Genomic DNA, 16,944 nt, shown 5'->3' with positions numbered 1-16,944 from the left:
CGGTGGCGTTTGCGGGAAATGCGATGCGGAAAGCGCTGTGCCCTCCAATGGACTGTTCTACGGTGACGCTGTAGCTCGAATTGGGCAGGAATTCCTCGCCCCCGACAAGGAGCTTGCTGTTTACTATTTTAGACATAGGGTAGTGTTTACAGGGTTTAAAGTAATAATTACGTCAAAAGCGTACAAAATTGGATAGGTTTTTTCGTTAAAATACAATATCGATTTTTCGCACAAATCTTAAGGTCGGTCGTAAAAAACACGGAACGGTAAGACATTGGCAGACCGTGATTTAATGCCTATCAACAATTCTTTTTTGAGGTGTTCCCAGTCATCTTCGCTATAGTTCGCCTCGTTGTTCTGCGTAATATATATGTCGGTTGTAGGGGTGTATCCTACCGAATTGTCGGGAGATACCATAACGCCCTTTTTGACCGTAACCTTGGTAATGCTGTCCTTAAAAACGGCATAGCAATGCTGAACGATATCCTGTCGCGTTATGATCCTTCCCCTGGAGAGGATATGTTCGCGGTAGGCGTAAATTTTTTCACTGGGCGAAGGTTCGTCGTGTCCGCCCAGGGTGCCCGTGATCAAGACCAAGGACTCCGGCTTAAAGGCCGTTCCCGAATATTGGTACAGTTTGCTGTACGGGTTGATCTTGTTGGCCTTTTCGCCCGAGGTGGTCCAATAGTCGGCAAAGACGATGGTATCCTTGTTCTTGTTGATGCTGTTTTTGTTGATGATCAGGTAAGGGATCTTGTTTTTCTTGAAACCGCGGAGCTCTATCTGCTGCTCTATACGGGAAACGATCTGCTTGAGGTCTTTGAGGTTCGAATTGATAAAGTCGTCGCCCATCGTGGAAAATGCCACGCTTTCCTCTTTAAGGAGGTCGAGGGTATAGTTCAAGAGTTCGGAGGCATCGCGTTCGTCGAAACGGCTGACCCCTCCGAAGCGCAAATAGGCCTGGGGCCTTGCGCTATCTTTTTTGTCGCGGTTATGTACGTAGTATTTGTTGCCCGTGTCCCCTTCCACATGGCTCACGTCCAAAAAGAAATCGTTTTCCGAATCCATGGGGATGATATTGAAAAAAGACTGTAGGCGTCTGCTGGTGCTATGGGTCTTTTTATTCAATATGGGAAAGCAGTTGATATGGCAGTGCAGGTTTTCCAACATGGGGGTCGATACCACCGAAGAGAAAGACACCTTGATCCACAACAAAGGTTCCTTGAAGGCGGCAATATTTTTTTCGGAGAGGAATTCCTTAAAGACCTCGGGGTGTTTTTTTAGGTTTTCGTTTAAGGGGACACTGCCTTCGATCGTATAAAAATGGTCTTCGTAGTATTGGCGTACATAATCTTCGTAAAATTGGATTTTACTTTGAATGCCTTCGTTGATGTAGTCGCTGTAGTCGTCCTTTACCGTATCCTTTTGTGAAAAGCCCTTGGTGACATCAAGGGCCATGCCGTTCAAAGACCATTCGGCAATGCCCAGATGATGAATCAATAGCTCCTTGTTGGAGAAGTTCAAAAGGTCGAAATAGCAAAGAAGGTCTTTCAATTCCTTCAGGTCCTTACCGGGTCGAATGCCCAAGTAGATGGCAGATGATTCCGGGGCCCCGGAAAAATCGCTTTTGGTAAGCCATGGCGTACTTCGCTGGTTGGCGTACGATACGATTTTGTCGGGGTAGGCAATGTATCTCAGTTCGCAGTTGTTCAGTGTAAAATCGCCCGAAGGACAAAAGAAAAAATCGGTAAACCCTTCCTTGCCGTTGTTGTTGAACAAGGGCATTCTTTTTCGGTTGAAGAATTGGGTCTTTCCGTTGATTTCTATTTGGGGGTCAAGGGGCAGGGCGTGCATAATGGCATGGGCCGGCTTGGCGGTTACCGATATCTCGGGGGTCAAAAGGTCTACCAGGCGCTCCGTAATCTGGGTACGGCTGGTCTTCAGGGTTTCCGATAGGCGTTCGAACTCGTGCGAACAAGCGTCGAACAGGATACCGACGATGGGGTCGAAGGAGTATTCGATTTCCATCTCATCGACGCCCCAAGTATCGGCTGCCCTACGGATTAAACGATCTTTTATTTCCTCTTTCGATAGACTTTTCACACGTGTATTTTTTTAATTTATCCGATAATCATTGCTTGTACGACAAGGGAGCCAAATAATAGTCTCCCGTAAAGACAAAGGGTTCATCGGTTTTTACGATGGTGCCCCGAATGGTGATGTACAGGTATTTTTTGAGCCGGACCTTGTTGGTGTTCGAAGACAGGCTCTCCATGAGTTCAACGTTCAGGTCGATGTTCGAAAGCCGTTTTTCGTAGGTCTCGATCTGGTTTTTCAACGATCGTTTGATCCGCTCTTTGATGACATTGGCATTTACCAAAAGATCGAAATCGGTTTCCCATATTTCACTCCCAAAATCCTCGTCGAAGGTATATTCCTCGAAATACGTGGTAATGATAATGCTGATAAACTGGGAAATCGAATCGCGCATCCCGATTTTCTTGAGCTCTTTCTTCTCAAAAAAACGTTTAAAATCAAAAGGTGCCTGATAATAGGGTTTTGCCATTCTAGATTTGTTTATGCTATTCGCTGTACGCCGTTTGCTTTTAACCGGTTATTTTTTCATTTCACTAACTACTAACTACTAACTACTAACTACTAACTACTAACTGCCCACTGCCCACTCTTAATTGTTCATTGCTAATTGTTCATTGTTAATTGTTAATTGTCCATTGCCAACTGTTCATTGCTAATTGTTCATTGTTAATTGTTAATTGTCCACTGCCAACTGTCCACTGTTTATTGTTAATTGCTCATTGCCCACTGCCAACAGTTCATTGCTAATTGCTCATTGTTAATTGTCCACTGCCCACTCTTAATTGTTCATTGCTAATTGTTCATTGTTAATTGTTAATTGTCCACTGTCATTCAACAACGGTAAAGGCCACCTCATTATTTTCCAGGCCTACCTTTACGGTCTGAGGGGCCTTGATATCGCCCGAGATGATCATTTTTGACAGGGGTCGTTTCAGTTTGTTCCGTATGACCGCCTTAAGCGGCCGCACCCCATATGTAGGTGAAAAACCGTCCAAAGACAAGTGTTCCTTTGTCGCTTTGTCTATTTCAAGGGTAATGCCCAAGCGTTCGGTAAGAGCCAATAATTCTTTCTTTAGGTGCAGGTCGAAAATCGTGGGGGCGTTTTCTTCCGAAATAGGGGCAAAGGGTACTATTTCCGTAATCCGTCCCAAAAATTCGGGTCTAAAATAGGAGGCCATGATCTCGAGAAGCTCGTCCGACTTGGGAACGGAGCCGCCTTTGAAGGCCTTGCTGATAAATTCGGACCCGATATTTGAGGTAAAAAGGATGACCGCATTGGAGAAGTCCCCTACCTTGCCCAGGCGATCGCTGAGTTTTCCTTCGTCCAAAATTTGAAGAAATACGTCGAATACCGACTGGTGGGCTTTTTCAATTTCGTCGAACAGGACAATGGAATATGGTTTTTGCCTGATCTTGTTTACCAATACCCCACCTTCCTCATAGCCTACATAGCCCGGGGGTGCCCCATACAACAGGGCCGCCGAATGTTCTTCCTTAAATTCGGACATGTCGAAACGGATAATGGCACTTTCATCGTTGAAGAGGAATTCTGCCAACGATTTTGCCAGTTCCGTCTTTCCCGTACCGGTGGGGCCCGAAAAGAAAAAGGAACCGATAGGCTGTCCGGCCTTTGAAAGTCCCGAACGGGATTCGATAATGGCCTCGGTAACCGTTTTGATGGCATTGTCTTGGCCGATTACCCGCTTTTTAAGGGTAGCTTCCATATCCATCAAACGTTCCTTTTCCTTGGTTTGTACCTTTCCTGCCGGAATACCGGTAATGCTCGACACCATGGCGGCCAGGTCTTCTTCGAGTACCCCTTTGCGCGGCGTTTCGGAATGCGTTTCGATGGTACTTATGATATTTTTGAGATACGTCGATTTTTCGGAATAGGAAGGAAAGCTGAAGGCGTCCTCGGTATCGAATTTTCCGAGTACGATAGGGCTCAATTTATTTCTTAGGGCCATATACACCCAGTCGATTTCTTGAATGTTCTCGGCCTCGTCGCGTTCTTTGGCCTTTTCCTCGATGGCTTCCATCCGGGCTTTAAGTTCCCCAAGGTCGTTGGGCAATGACTGTTCGGAGACGTTGGCCGCTGCCATGGTGCGGTCCAACAGGTCCAGGGCCGAGTCGGGCAGGCTTTTTTCCTTCAAATATCTTTTTGATAGGCGTATGGCCTCGCGAAGGGTCTCTTCGGTGAGGTCCAGGCCGTGGTGGTCGGTATAGGTCTGGCCGATACTCCGTAAGATCCTAAAGGTCATCTCGTGGTCGGGTTCTTCGAGGGTAACGGATTCGAACCTTCGGTTGAGTGCGTCGTCGTTGGCGATATATTTTCTATAGTTATCTGAATTGGTCGCCCCTATGAGAATGACTTCCCCCTTGTTCAACTCCGATTTGATCACGTTCAAGATTCCCTGGCTCGATGAGGCATCTTGTAAAAGAAAATGAAAATCGTCTATAAAGATGATGGGTTTTACAAGGGTTTTGGCTTCGTCAAAAATGTTTTGCAAGCGGTCTTCGACCTCACCTTTGTATGAAGCCCCCGAAAGCAATAGGGCCGTGTCGATTTCAAAAAGGTGGGCCTCCTTTAGGTTTTCGACGATCTTTCCGTTGCCGATTTCACGGGCCAGGTTTTGGGCCAGCACACTCTTGCCCACACCGGGTTCGCCTTGAATGATCACGTTCGGCTTGTTTTTTCGGCTGAGGATCTCGATGATTTTTTTCAGTTCCCTATCGCGGTTGACGATATCGTCGTAAGTACCTTCCCGGGCCTCTTGCAAGAGGTCTTTCGCGTATTTGTACAATACGCCGTCGGTTTTGGGGGCAGGGCCTCCCGTGGCGGTCTTGATGTTGGCCGTTCCGGTTTTGTCCGTTTTTCTATGGCTGAGAAGCTCGTCGAGCAATTGATTGCTGCTTACCGGAAGCGACTTTAATTGATCAAAGGTAAAACCCACGCCTGGGGTAACGGCGGCGATGAAAAGGCAGATCAGGTCGGCTTCCTCCTTATTGAGTTTTTGCTGGATGTCTTCGGCCTCGGTAAAGACGAGCTGGGCTTGCGGACTGGCCTTGAGGTCGCCGGGCTTTCGGTTGCGTTTCGGATATTCCTCCAGGCGTACCTCGGCCCATTCCTCCACGAAATAGACGTCTACTTTTCTGTCGTGCAGAAAACGCAGGAGCGATAGGTCGCGATGAAGGGCGGCCTTGACCAAATGCGCGGGTCCAAAGCTGTCGTGTTGGTATTCATCGGCAATTTGGGTGGCAATGTGTATTGCCTTTTCCAATTCACGGTTCATAGGTGGTCGGTTAATTTCTGTTCAAACGTTGGGAAAGGCTCAGGGCCGTGTTCAGCTTGTCGATTTCTTTTTCGTACTCTTCGATCTGTTCCTTCAGGTCCTCGATATCCATCCGTGCGCTTTCGACCTGTTTGAGGTCCCTCTTGGCATCGACCAATTTTTTATAGGTAAGGATGAGGTTCTCGTACATCCCCCTGTCGTCGAGCGAATCTTTCGGGATGTCGCTTTTAAGGTCGATCAGGTCGGCATTGATCGATTGTTCCAGAAAGAAATAGCCCTCATGGGCATCCTCCAAGGAGTCGATTTGCTTGTCGATGCCCTCCAAGGCGGCCATAAAGCGCTTTTGGTATAGAAATTCGTAACGGATCTTTTGGTTCTCGGCACGGAGTACCTCGTTCTCTTTCCAAGGCAATTTATAGCTAAAGAAAAAAGCCGTAAAAAGGATGCCCACGGTAATGGCGAACATCAGTAAGAAGAGGAGAAACGAAGAAATCCGTTCTTTTTTGTTTAGTACTTCCATAGCTTAGTGTTTATTCGGCCAAAAATGAGGAGCCCCTTGATTTCCCGGGCTTTTCCTCAACAATGTTTTCGTTTACAAAGATGCCCATGTCCCTACGCTTGCCAATGTAATCGATTTGGGTAAGTACGGTGAGCAAGCGGTCGATGGTCTGCATAAAGGCGGTTACGACCTTTAGGTTTTCGGCGATGTCGTTGTGCCTGTATTGCAGGTTGATGACGTCGGTGAACAATTTTTCGTAGTCGCCGCCCTTCAGGTCGGTCCATTCCCCGAAATAATTGAACAACTGTTCCTTGTTCTCTGGTGAGGAGATATCTACCGATCCCTTGAAGACCCGCGCAAAACTCACGATGATCTGCAATAGGTCTTTGGGGTGCATGTCGTATTCTTCCCATTTGACCTTTGTGATCTGTTGGGCAAGGTATACGTAAACCTTGTCAACCACCAGTTTCATGGCATCGGCAATGGGGTTGTCGCTTTGTTTTGACATGATTTTCTGAAGGATCAAAATGGCATTGCGCTCGGTCATTTTCAGAAAGTTCTCCGATTCGTTGTAAAAATGGATCAGGTTTTCGTGGGCCCCAAGGCTGGTACAAGGAGGTATGTAATCGGAAACCACTGACAATCCTTTGCCTTCTTTTGCGATTTTGGCAATGGGCAATTGGTTTCCGGTCAGGCCCGATTTTTCCAGATCGGCGGCACTGGTGAAGGTAAAGAAATACCCGTTGGCCAGGTAGGGTAGCCGTGGCGGAATTTCAGCGGGGTCTTGCGGGCCAAAGGGCACCGGGTTTTCGGTGTCGATATTGATCAGTACGTAACCTTCTTCCGTATTTTTGTCGGCAAGTTCGGCCACTACGACCTCTTCCTTGACCTCCGGGGTGTTTTCGGTTATCTCGATGCGGTTGCCATTGGGCGTAACGGCCCGTAACCTATTGAACGAAACCTTTAGGCTTTTGTGGATATCGAGGTTTATGGCGTATTCGTTCTTGCCGAAAAGGCGGGAGGAAAGGAATCCGTGCCCGTATTTTCCCATGTGTATGACAAAGGCATCCTTTACGCTGTTTTCGGCAAAGTTCTGAAGGCTTTGAAAATGCTCTTTTGAGATTTTCATTCCATCGACCCAATTGATCTTGAAATTTTTGATATCTTCTATCATGCTTGTTGTATTAAATGCGTTGGCAAACGACTATATCGCTGTCTTTTAGGTTGTTTTCTTCCACGGTGCGTTCCGGGTCTATGTGTTTCGATGTCCCGTACCATTTGGGCTTGTTGTAAAAATACCATCCATGGGGATCGCCGGTATCGGATGTGATCTCGATTTTAGTGGTCGTTTTTTTGTGGTTGTAATCGTTGATGAAAAAATAGAACAGCCTGCCAAAGGCCATGTCTTTCGGTGCCTTGGCCTTGAAGCTGGTCATGTTCGGTGAGTTGGTGTTCTTATAGAACATAAAATTGAGTACGATCATGTTGTTGAGCTCGTGGTGCTTCGGCGAATCGTACTTGTTGCCCATGGGGTAGTACCATTTTGTGTACAGCTTGGCCGGGATAGACACGGCCGTTTGGTACAGCATAAAAAGACTGGTGGGAAAGGCATAGGCGGCCACCACTAAAAAGTAATAGGGCAAGTATTGGATGTCGTTGAAATGCGCCGCGATCATTATAACGGGCACCACTAGGGTCAGCCCTGAAATTAGGGAAAACACTAATTCTTTAAGCAGTTTGTGGGTGTCGAATTTTTCAAAGACAAACCTATAGAAAAATACGTTTGCCACTCCCATGATGCAGGCAAAACCGAGCATTGAGAAGTACCGCAACAGCACCGACGACTGTTTTAGGTTGTATACGATGGCCACGAACAGCGCCATGATCGCTATATGGGCGGCGAGGTAGATGTAGTATTTTTTGCGTCTCTTTTTGAACCCCGGGGTCTTGGAGGCCAAAAAGTTAAGGGCCAGGACCACCGCTACCAAAATAATGGCAAAGGGCATTATAGATTCGAAACTTATGAATTTTCTAAAGTAACTTCTGATCATGGGGGTGTTAAATTGTTGCCGATATTCCAAGTCTGCCCGAATAGGCATCCTCTGTCATTATAAATTTGGTCTTGCGCTTAGGTAAGCTGAAATTTATTTCAAAATCGCATTCATGGGGCAGCGTGTGCTCCAAAAAGAAACGGACCACCGCCGTTATTTTTCCATCGGGCAGGTAATCCTCGATTTGTTCGGGGCGGCTAATGTTGTTCATTGTAAAAATATACTTGGGCAGAAAAGTCTTGGCCTTTCCCGAGGAGGCCATGTTAACGCCCAGCTGCCATGGTTCGTCGGCGACCGGTAGGCCCGCGGAGGCAAAATCCTTTTCAATTACTATATCTTCTTCGATTATGTTTTCCAAAACCTTTTTTAACAACGGAATATTTCCGGCAATTTTATACATGAACGGCATGGTCTTTAAAATCTTGGCCGCCATCCGTTTGGGGATCTTTTCGTCCATTTTCCACAGATCCATCAAAAAATCGACCAATTTCGGACTTCCCAAGGCTTTAATAATGTCGTTTTCGGCAGTTTCAATGTCGACACGGTGAAGAAAGAATTCGGTTTCCAAGGGTTTGAAAAACTTCAGGGCATTCTCCTCTTCGATTTTTCGGCTATGGTAGTCCGCCACCATGGTATTTACAAAAGAAGTACTAATATAGGTGGAATGAAAGAAACGTTCGGGCAAAATGTTGTAAAAGCCCCTACGGCTTAAATTTATTTTTAAGGTATTGTCCCGATAACTGTCCTTTTCGATGCCCGTGATGTCCTTGCTGAAACGACGTTTAAAGAAATCGTTGAGCGAAATGTCGAATTGGGTATCCTCTTTATTGAGATAGGAAACCAGGCTTTCGGCCTTCAGGTCAAAATCTAGATTGAATACCTCTTGGCGTATGTCGTTTTCAAGGGAATCTTTCATTTAGTTCATGTTTAAAAGTCGGGCAGAGGCCACATATTTGTCTTGCCAATAGGGATCGTTGATATCTACGATCTCAACGCCTCGAGGCGAGTTTGAGCCTGTGAATTTACCGTTTTGTAAATAAATACCCACATGTGAGACGACCCGATCTTCGTTACGGAGCCGAAAAAAGACCAAATCTCCCTCTTTTAGGTATTTCTGGTTTTTAAAATGACTGTCGGTATCAAAATAGAACTGTTGCACAGAGGTTCTTGGAAGCTCGTTGCCGTAAACTTTGCGGTAAATGGCCTGTACATAGGCCGAGCAGTCGACCCCGTTCTTCGACTCTCCTCCCCAATCGTAAGGGGTGCCCAGCCACTCCTTGATGGCGGCATACAGCTTTTCGTTCCGGATCGATTCCTCGTCCACTCCCAATAGTTGTGCGAACTTTTTTTTTTCCTCGGCCGTCAAATACTTTTTGACGGGGGGCTTTTTTGTTATGTTGACCGTTTTTTCTGGTGAAGCTTCCTTGTTCGTCGATTGCCTTTTGTATTTCTCCATTTCACGTTTGTAGTAGGCGTAATCCTCATTTTGAAACGTTTTTCTCGAACAGGATACCGACAACACAATAACTAAGGTAATTGCAAGTTTTAATTTCATCAGAATGAATAGTACTTTTAGACGTGTAAACGACAATCGAAAATTAGATATTAATTATGAATCATAAAAGGATTAAAACCCACTTTGACAAAAACGTATATATCTCCTTTTTAGTATTGCTGATTTTTGGTCTTGGGCTTTTGTCATTTAGATTGAACAGTAAGGTCGATTGCAGCCATGTCGATTTTGAAATGATCGCCGATTCGTATACCACGGCCGATTTGATAGAGTTTAAAAGTACAGACCCCTCCGGTGTGGAGTGGGAGTGGGATTTTGGCAAGGGCATTCCCAAAAAATTCAGGTCGAACGTTTTGCACCAGTTTACCAAGGAAGGTACCTACACCGTATCGCTAAGGATGAACGGGCAATGCGAGGTGGCCAAACAAATTGTCATTACAAAGGAGAAAGATTTGATCGATCCCGCACGGATCCCGAATATTATCCTTCCCAAATACGTAAGGGTCGGCCAGGAAGTCGAATTCTCTAACGATTCCGAATTCGCCGAATCGTGGCAATGGAGCTTTGGCGAATCGATGGCCATAGATGGCAACAAGCGTACCGAAAAGTATGTGTACAAGACCCCTGGTGAAAAGACCGTCCTGTTGGTCGTGAACGGCGATAGACGCCACGAGGCCAAGCAACGCATTACCGTATTGCCCGAAAAGAAAAGCCGAAAACGAAGGGCTAGCATTACCCGTATCGATCCGATCGAAACGGTTCTTCAAGAGCAGATAAGGGACAAGCCCAAGGCCGAGGAAAAGGCCGCCGAAGAAGCGGAAAAAAAGAAGGAGGAAGAAGTGGCCAGCCGAATTGAGGTGTCCAATGATGACATGCAACAAATGCTTGTGTCCTATTCCTCGAGAAACTTGGATGACGTGTCTATCCGAAATTACTTTTGTTACAGCAATATACCCGTCTTCAACAAAACGGGGAACCGGTTTACGGTCAGCGAGTTTTTTAAGGAAATCAGGGACGTGAACAAGCTTGAGATCAAGAGTATAAAAATGATCAAGGATAAGAAAACGGGTTGCGTAAAAAGTATGACCATTGATATGCGAACCAAAAAGGGACTGTTCTGGAAAACGTTCTAAGGCAGGTTCGCGACACGTGTCCAATGGGGCGCTTCTTACTTTTTTAACAAGAAAAAATTAAAAATACATATGGTTTTACCTAGGGGCCTAGAGAGAAAAAACGGGTGTGTATTGGTGTTTTTTACGGGCTCCCGATTCGGATTTTAAAGTAGTTCAACGACTCTTCCAACCTACTTTTCGAGGGGCAGGGCAAATCTGGTTTTAACACTGGTGTTTATTAGGTTTTTCAGGCTCTTGCTGTGCTTTGTGAGGGGTTTTCGATTTCGCATTTCATCGAAAAAAATTGCAAATTTTGGTGATAGTCAATAGTTTAGGGGCGTTCTTATGTAACGTTATTTAACTATTAATCTGGTATTATTTACCAACAAAATTTATTTATTATGGCTTTTAAAGCAAAATTGAAAGTTGCGGGAAAAGAGTTTACCGTTTTACATTGTTCTTACGACTTGAACCAGGAAGTAGATCCGACAGGAAGGCCTTCTTCGGTTACCCGGGGCGGCAGGATCAATGTGACCGTTGAGTCCAATGGGGAAACCGGTTTTTTTGAATGGATGACCAACAACTTTGAAAGAAAGGACGGCAGTATCGTTTTTATTAAACGCGATACCGACGCCACACTTAAGGAAATCAAGTTCAAAGAAGGTTACCTGATCAAGTACAAGGAAAACTTTGATGCTACCGGTCAGAATCCATTGACAGAGTCGTTTACCATTTCGGCCAAGGAATTGGCCAGTGGAGGTGGTGAACACATCAACGAATGGGTATAACCATAATACTTACAAATTGGAAAAAAAGGAGGCAATCTAACGCCTCCTTTTTACGTTTAATGTCGTATACATTGTACGTATAACTATTTTTTATTTAAATTTAGAAAATAAAATTATAATATATGGCTATAGGTAATCTTGGTATAGGAGGCAATGAGGTGAAGGGCGATTCAAACGAAGCCCTTACCGAAATACCACAGAATAGAACTTTAATTGCTGGTAAGCTGACCCCTAATGCGCCGGTCAAACCCGAGGCGGTAGAAGGACTTAAGACCATCGAAGATGCTTTTGAGCATTTTGAACCTAAGTTGAACATCCCGTTCGAAGATAAGAATGGCGGTGTTTTCAACGAAGAACTCGCCTTTACCAACTTAGGTGATTTTGGCAAAAAGGGAATTACCAATAACAGCGTATTCTTAAAAGAGTTGGAGATTGAGAGCGATCAATACAAAAAGATCATCAAGCAATTGAAGACCAATAAAATATTAAAGGCGGCATTGGAAGATCCGGAAGCCAAACAATCTTTGGTTGAGACCATTGATGCGCTCATCGAGGAAATCAAAAATGCCAAATAATCTTATTCTACTCCAAATATGTCCGATAAACAAAAACAGTCATCACAGCTAAGTGACAAGCCCTTTATTGATCAAATCAAGGAAAAATCAGATAATCTTGCCAAATATGGAGGTTTTGATCTCTTGGAATCCGCTATAGACGATGTTCAGAACCTCAACCCCGATCGTAAGGCGCGTCGAAAAATGTTCCTTACCGAAAACAATAAAAAACAGGAGCGCGAATCGCTGTTAAAGATTTTATCGCTTTGGTCCGATACCTTAAAATCGGGCGACGATATCATAGAACTGGTACAGGCGGCCGATGACAAGGCCAAGGAATCGCAGGAGACCTATACCAAGAACATTAAGCGGGCCCTGGAGGAGACGCGCGAGCTGGAGGCATCTTACCGTTCCGTGGCCCTTTTCTACAAAAACACCGATATGCCTTCGCTAAAGAACGTGACCGTTATCAATGCCGAATTGGACCAATTGACCGATTTGGACAATACGCGCTTCTTTGATTACATACGGGAAGAATTGGAATCGAAATACGACCGTTTGGACCTGAGAGAGAACTATTCCCTTATGGTGCTTCCGGGGTATCTGGGCTCGAAATCGGTGGTGGACAAGTGGGCAAAACTGGCCCATGAGAACAAAGTGACCTTGGTTACCGACTTTGCGCACTTGGACGAGCCCGACGATGTAATGGAAATGTTCGAAAGTGCCAACTTGGCGAGCGGCGACACCTACCTGTCCAATACCATTATGACCTGTAACTGGTTGGTCGGCAGGGGCAAATACGACGAAGTCGGGGAAGAGGAAGACGTTTACGTACCCCCTTCCGGAGCCTTGGCCGGTAAAATATACAAGACCTTGATGTCTCAGGTAACCGCCGGTAAAAAACACGGAGGGCTGAGCGAGGTCGACGGGGTGCGTTTCGACCTTCGAAAAAGTGAGATCGCCAATTTGGAGAATTTGGGATTGGTGCCCATGGTCAACGAATACGGTAAGGTAATGGCCTTCTCGGCCAAGACCTTGTTCAATGGCGACAACCTTGGGCTGCAGACCTATTCGGTAGTACGTGTTTTCGACTATGTGACCAAAGTGTTGATGGACTTCCTGAACCGAAGGGCCTTTGAAAACTTCGACGCCAAGACCAGAAAGGAGATCCAAAACCAGATTGTCCGCTTTTTGGACGGCATTACCGGTCCGGGTAAATTGATCGAGAATTTCGAGATCCGTCGTTTTGAGCAAGATATCAACCAAAAAGACCGTATCTATTTGGACGTACGTCTAAAACCGTATTTCCCCGCCAAAAACTTCTTGATCAAGATGGACGGGCAAAAAGGCGATGAGGGCGCCGAATGGGATACGGATTACGAGCAAAGCTAACAACCCGTTTTTTGAATTCTAAAATCACATAAACCCCACTCCTATGTCTTTTTTAGCAAAAATGATTATTGATGGGCAGGACTATAATGTCTTGCACTGTACCTATAATTTCGAACAGCCCATGGATTCTACGGGCAAACCTGCCGGAAAGCCCTTGGGCGGCCAGATCATGGTTACCTTGGAATCCCAGGGTAAATTCGATTTGTTCCATTGGATGTCGTCTCCGGACCAGACCAAGGACGGAACGATCATCTTCTTTAAGCGCGATGCCATGTCGCAATTGCAGCGGGTAGAGTTTACCAAGGCCTATTGTGTGAGTCTTGAGGAAGAATTTGACGCCATTGACGACGTACCCATGCAGAAACGTATCGTTATATCGGCCAAGACGATTAAAATCGGTGATATGGTCTTTGAAAACCGTTGGGGGGAGTAGTACAGTTATGGATGCCAATTCTTTAAAAGCTAAAAAGCAAAGGTTAAAGCTCGAGATCAATAAATCTTTGACCTGGGTGCGCTTATCCAAAAGGGGAAAGTTGACCTTGGCCGACAAGCAGAGAATTAAAAATGCAGCGGCTAATGGTCTTCAGCGTTTTTTGAAAGCCGAGTTGAAAAGAACTACTACAAAAACTTATGACTGGTATTTTACAGAAATTGAGAGTGATCGGATCCGAGCGGAAACTCCTCGTAGGAATAACCTTGGTTATAATAGATATTTTATCATTGACTATGTTGAAGTCCCCATAAATACTCAATACTCTTATACTTCTTATTGTACTTATGAAAGGGTTAGGGAATTTAGTATTTCTAGTAAGGAAATAAGAGATATCATATCGGGTTCGGCAAAGCTCTTTGCACATATGATTAAGATAACCGTTAGTGAAAAGGAAGATGCTAAAATATATGCGGCCTACGATAAGGTTGATGAAAAATCGATTATTAAAGTTGTTTTGGGTTTTCCTGTAGCTGTCGTAGGGGCTGTAGAGGCGATACCTCTTTTATATGCTGCTAGTCAATACTCGGTACCTGGTTTAGGAAAAGCGCTTACATTTAATTCAGGTAGGGTAGCTGCTGTTAATGGGGCTTCCAATTTTGGAGAGCAATATGTTTCTACGGGTATTTCAAAAAATATGTGGGGTATGAATAATTTACGAAGAATGGATTTGTTTGACTTGGGTGTAACTACAGCAATTGGTGGTTTTGCCAGCACACCATTAAAATCGGAATTTGATTATACACTTGAAAAAAGTTTTAATAAGAACGATTTCAAGGAATTTTCGGAGAATATGGTTGTCAGTGGACTAAGTAATCAAGCTAGTAAATCATATGGTTCTGCAGTAGGTAAACCAATGTCCCAATTTGGAGGGTCTATAGGAGAGGTTTTTAACATTGGAGGATTATTTACCTTGAAAACGATTATATCTACTGGGAAGAAAAAGATTAAAGATGAAAATCAACCTCAAAATAAATATAAAACCTCCGAGAAATGACGCTTACCAAGAGTCAAAAAGGTACACTTTTATTTGTAGGAATTTCTGCGGTAATTATAATTTGTATTACGCAATATATTAAAAGTAGTGTAAAAAATAATTCGGAGTATACTATAGGTTACGTTTTTGATTCTATGAATGGACCGTCATCTGGTCCTGCAATTTATTATTATTATTATGTAGATGGTAAAAAATATGACAATAGTGATTATATAAATTCTGATTATGATGTTCGCGTAGGAGAGTTTTATTGGGTAAAATATTCGTCAGAACACCCCAACTGGGCTGAAATACAACAAAATCTTCAAGTTATTGATAGTGATAAAATCAAAAAAGCGGGATTTTCTTTACCACAAAAGAAAAGAAACCAGTTTCAAGAATAATAGGTAGCTGGCATGAAGTTTAGATATATTATTTTTTTACCCTTATTTTTTCTTTGTACATCGCTCTGTTCTTCCCAAAAAACTATTATCAGCGATAAAACAAATGAGGGTTTAACCTTGGTTCCCGGTACAAGAATATACCTTCGCCCCCCTTCGTGGCTTCGCCTGTCCAAGGACTTTATGGGGCTTGAAAACGATGACAATGAAATAGTTCGGTTTTATGATGTGTTTGGAAAGGACTATAATGTGGTCTCCTATAAGTACTCAAAAGAAGCGTATGAGGACATTGGGGCAATAGTTTATGACTTTGAGGAAATAACGATCGACAAGTATCCGGGGAAAAAGCTCGTCACCAACAGTGACTATGGGGAGAGAGCGGTAACTTTGGTTTTTGGTGACACTGATTTTACCGTGATGGCGGTCGCTATACTAAACGATGACAACGACACCAAGATTTCCGATCTAATAAACTCTTTTAAGGGCATTCAATATGACAAGAATCGTGAAATCGGTCCAATGGAAGCGGCATTTTTTTCCATTGATATAAAAAATAGTGGTTTTAAACTATTTTTTCGGTCCAATGAAATATTTCACTTTACGGAAAATGGTGAGGAGCCAAGCGATGTAAATGTTCCTTCATATGTTATAAACCAAGTATTGGTTGATCCTGTTAATCCTAATTTAAACCTATTGGTTGACAACATCATAAACTCTAGTATGGGAGAAGGGTTTAAGGTTGTAAGTAGAATGCAAACATCTAAGGACAAAATCAATGGTTATGATAGTTTTCAAGAATTGGTTTATGGAGAATCTGAAGGTGTGGAAACCCGGATAATCTTTACTGCCATCCATGATGGGAGAAGAGCATTGGTCATAATGGGAAGTGCTAAAGAAAATTTTCAGGAAAACATGGAAAAGTTCAATCAGTTGACTGAAACGGTACTGTTCAAATAGACTGAAGACTAACCTCTTTTCGTACAAAAAAATCAGTTAAAAAAGTTTATGGCTGCCTATAAGGCGTTACCGACTACCACATAACTGTTATTAGGTAGGTCCCGTTTCCCAACCTTCCTTGTTTTTAACCGTGGACGGTCTTCAAACCTACAACAACCAGAGACGTAAGTAACAGGCGATCCCAAATCCCACAAAGACCTCTAGCTAGCGCTCGTTTGCAACGAGTGCCGTACAGAGTAAGCACAAATAGAAACTAAAAATATGGCAGCTTGAAGTTGATTGTATTTTAGGTTATATCAATAGCATGGCCCACACTCGTAAAATATGAGCGCTAGCAGGGGATGAAGGTGCCGAATGGGATATCGATTACGAACAAAGCTAATAACCCGTTTTTAAAATTCTAAAAACACAAAAAAAACCATACCTATGTCTTTTTTAGCAAAGATGATTATCGATGGGCAGGATTATAATGTCCTGCACTGTACCTATAATTTTGAACAACCCATGGATTCTACGGGCAAACCTGCCGGAAAGCCCTTGGGCGGCCAGATCATGGTTACCTTGGAATCCCAGGGTAAATTCGATCTGTTCCATTGGATGTCTTCCTCGGATCAGACCAAGGACGGAACGATCATCTTCTTTAAACGCGATGCCATGTCGCAATTGCAGCGGGTTGAGTTTACCAAGGCCTATTGTGTAAGCTTGGAGGAAGAATTTGACGCCATTGACGACGTGCCCATGCAGAAACGTATCGTTATTTCGGCCAAGACGATTAAAATCGGTGATATGGTCTTTGAGAACCGTTGGGGGGAGTAAGAATA

The 16,944-nt window shown here is 44.1% G+C and carries 17 protein-coding genes; 9 read left to right on the top strand and 8 right to left on the bottom strand.

Annotated elements, in window-relative coordinates; genetic code table 11:
• Positions 1–237: 237 nt before the first annotated feature.
• From BUB37_RS20705 to BUB37_RS20670, 8 genes are all read right to left on the bottom strand, one after another.
• Entirely contained in the window at positions 238–2,103 is a 1,866-nt protein-coding gene (locus tag BUB37_RS20705; protein ID WP_139278168.1) for a type VI secretion system baseplate subunit TssF, read from the bottom strand.
• 28 nt (positions 2,104–2,131) lie between these two features.
• Positions 2,132–2,566, bottom strand: coding sequence for a GPW/gp25 family protein (locus BUB37_RS20700; protein WP_072995898.1), 435 nt, complete (start codon positions 2,564–2,566; stop codon positions 2,132–2,134).
• Positions 2,567–2,924: 358 nt separating this feature from the next.
• Entirely contained in the window at positions 2,925–5,390 is a 2,466-nt protein-coding gene (locus BUB37_RS20695; protein WP_072995896.1) for an ATP-dependent Clp protease ATP-binding subunit, read from the bottom strand.
• 10 nt (positions 5,391–5,400) lie between these two features.
• A complete protein-coding gene (locus tag BUB37_RS20690; RefSeq protein WP_072995894.1) occupies positions 5,401–5,910 on the bottom strand; it encodes a type VI secretion system transmembrane protein TssO in 510 nt (169 codons plus the stop codon).
• 10 nt (positions 5,911–5,920) lie between these two features.
• The gene (locus tag BUB37_RS20685) at positions 5,921–7,063 is read right to left on the bottom strand and encodes a hypothetical protein (RefSeq protein ID WP_072995892.1); all 1,143 of its coding nucleotides are present in this window, start codon (positions 7,061–7,063) and stop codon (positions 5,921–5,923) included.
• Between the two features lie 10 nt (positions 7,064–7,073).
• On the bottom strand, positions 7,074–7,940 hold the full coding sequence (locus BUB37_RS20680; RefSeq protein WP_139278167.1) for a TssN family type VI secretion system protein: 867 nt from the start codon (positions 7,938–7,940) through the stop codon (positions 7,074–7,076).
• 7 nt (positions 7,941–7,947) lie between these two features.
• Positions 7,948–8,856 carry a hypothetical protein gene (locus BUB37_RS20675; protein WP_072995888.1) on the bottom strand — a complete coding sequence of 303 codons (909 nt, stop codon included), beginning with the start codon at positions 8,854–8,856 and terminating at the stop codon, positions 7,948–7,950.
• The gene (locus tag BUB37_RS20670; protein ID WP_072995886.1) at positions 8,857–9,495 is read right to left on the bottom strand and encodes a C40 family peptidase; all 639 of its coding nucleotides are present in this window, start codon (positions 9,493–9,495) and stop codon (positions 8,857–8,859) included. It lies immediately after the preceding gene.
• A gap of 56 nt (positions 9,496–9,551) precedes the next feature.
• On the opposite strand from BUB37_RS20670, the gene BUB37_RS20665 reads away from it, so the two are divergent.
• The 9 genes from BUB37_RS20665 (at position 9,552) to tssD (BUB37_RS20625) (ending at position 16,939) form a co-directional block, all read left to right on the top strand.
• Positions 9,552–10,586: a PKD domain-containing protein gene (locus BUB37_RS20665; RefSeq protein WP_072995884.1), complete on the top strand. Its 1,035-nt coding sequence runs from the start codon at positions 9,552–9,554 to the stop codon at positions 10,584–10,586.
• 380 nt (positions 10,587–10,966) lie between these two features.
• Positions 10,967–11,353 (top strand): type VI secretion system tube protein TssD, encoded by a 387-nt coding sequence (gene tssD / locus BUB37_RS20660; protein ID WP_072995883.1) that lies wholly within the window; start codon positions 10,967–10,969, stop codon positions 11,351–11,353.
• Positions 11,354–11,475: 122 nt separating this feature from the next.
• Positions 11,476–11,928, top strand: coding sequence for a hypothetical protein (locus BUB37_RS20655; RefSeq protein ID WP_072995881.1), 453 nt, complete (start codon positions 11,476–11,478; stop codon positions 11,926–11,928).
• An 18-nt stretch (positions 11,929–11,946) separates the two neighbouring features.
• Positions 11,947–13,299: a DUF5458 family protein gene (locus BUB37_RS20650; protein ID WP_072995879.1), complete on the top strand. Its 1,353-nt coding sequence runs from the start codon at positions 11,947–11,949 to the stop codon at positions 13,297–13,299.
• A 43-nt stretch (positions 13,300–13,342) separates the two neighbouring features.
• Positions 13,343–13,732: a type VI secretion system tube protein TssD gene (gene tssD, locus BUB37_RS20645; protein ID WP_072995877.1), complete on the top strand. Its 390-nt coding sequence runs from the start codon at positions 13,343–13,345 to the stop codon at positions 13,730–13,732.
• On the top strand, positions 13,710–14,786 hold the full coding sequence (locus BUB37_RS20640) for a hypothetical protein (protein WP_139278166.1): 1,077 nt from the start codon (positions 13,710–13,712) through the stop codon (positions 14,784–14,786). The genes tssD (BUB37_RS20645) and BUB37_RS20640 overlap by 23 nt, the downstream gene beginning before the upstream one ends.
• Positions 14,783–15,169 (top strand): hypothetical protein, encoded by a 387-nt coding sequence (locus tag BUB37_RS20635; RefSeq protein ID WP_072995874.1) that lies wholly within the window; start codon positions 14,783–14,785, stop codon positions 15,167–15,169. The genes BUB37_RS20640 and BUB37_RS20635 overlap by 4 nt, the downstream gene beginning before the upstream one ends.
• Before the next feature lie 12 nt (positions 15,170–15,181).
• Complete coding sequence (locus BUB37_RS20630; RefSeq protein WP_072995872.1) at positions 15,182–16,123, top strand: hypothetical protein; 942 nt, start codon at positions 15,182–15,184, stop codon at positions 16,121–16,123.
• 426 nt (positions 16,124–16,549) lie between these two features.
• On the top strand, positions 16,550–16,939 hold the full coding sequence (gene tssD, locus BUB37_RS20625; RefSeq protein ID WP_072995870.1) for a type VI secretion system tube protein TssD: 390 nt from the start codon (positions 16,550–16,552) through the stop codon (positions 16,937–16,939).
• The last annotated feature ends 5 nt before the right edge of the window (positions 16,940–16,944 follow it).

The organism is Pseudozobellia thermophila (assembly GCF_900141855.1).
In the GTDB taxonomy this organism is placed as follows: Bacteria; Bacteroidota; Bacteroidia; order Flavobacteriales; family Flavobacteriaceae; genus Pseudozobellia; species Pseudozobellia thermophila.
This window is presented reverse-complemented; position numbering and strand designations above follow the sequence as displayed.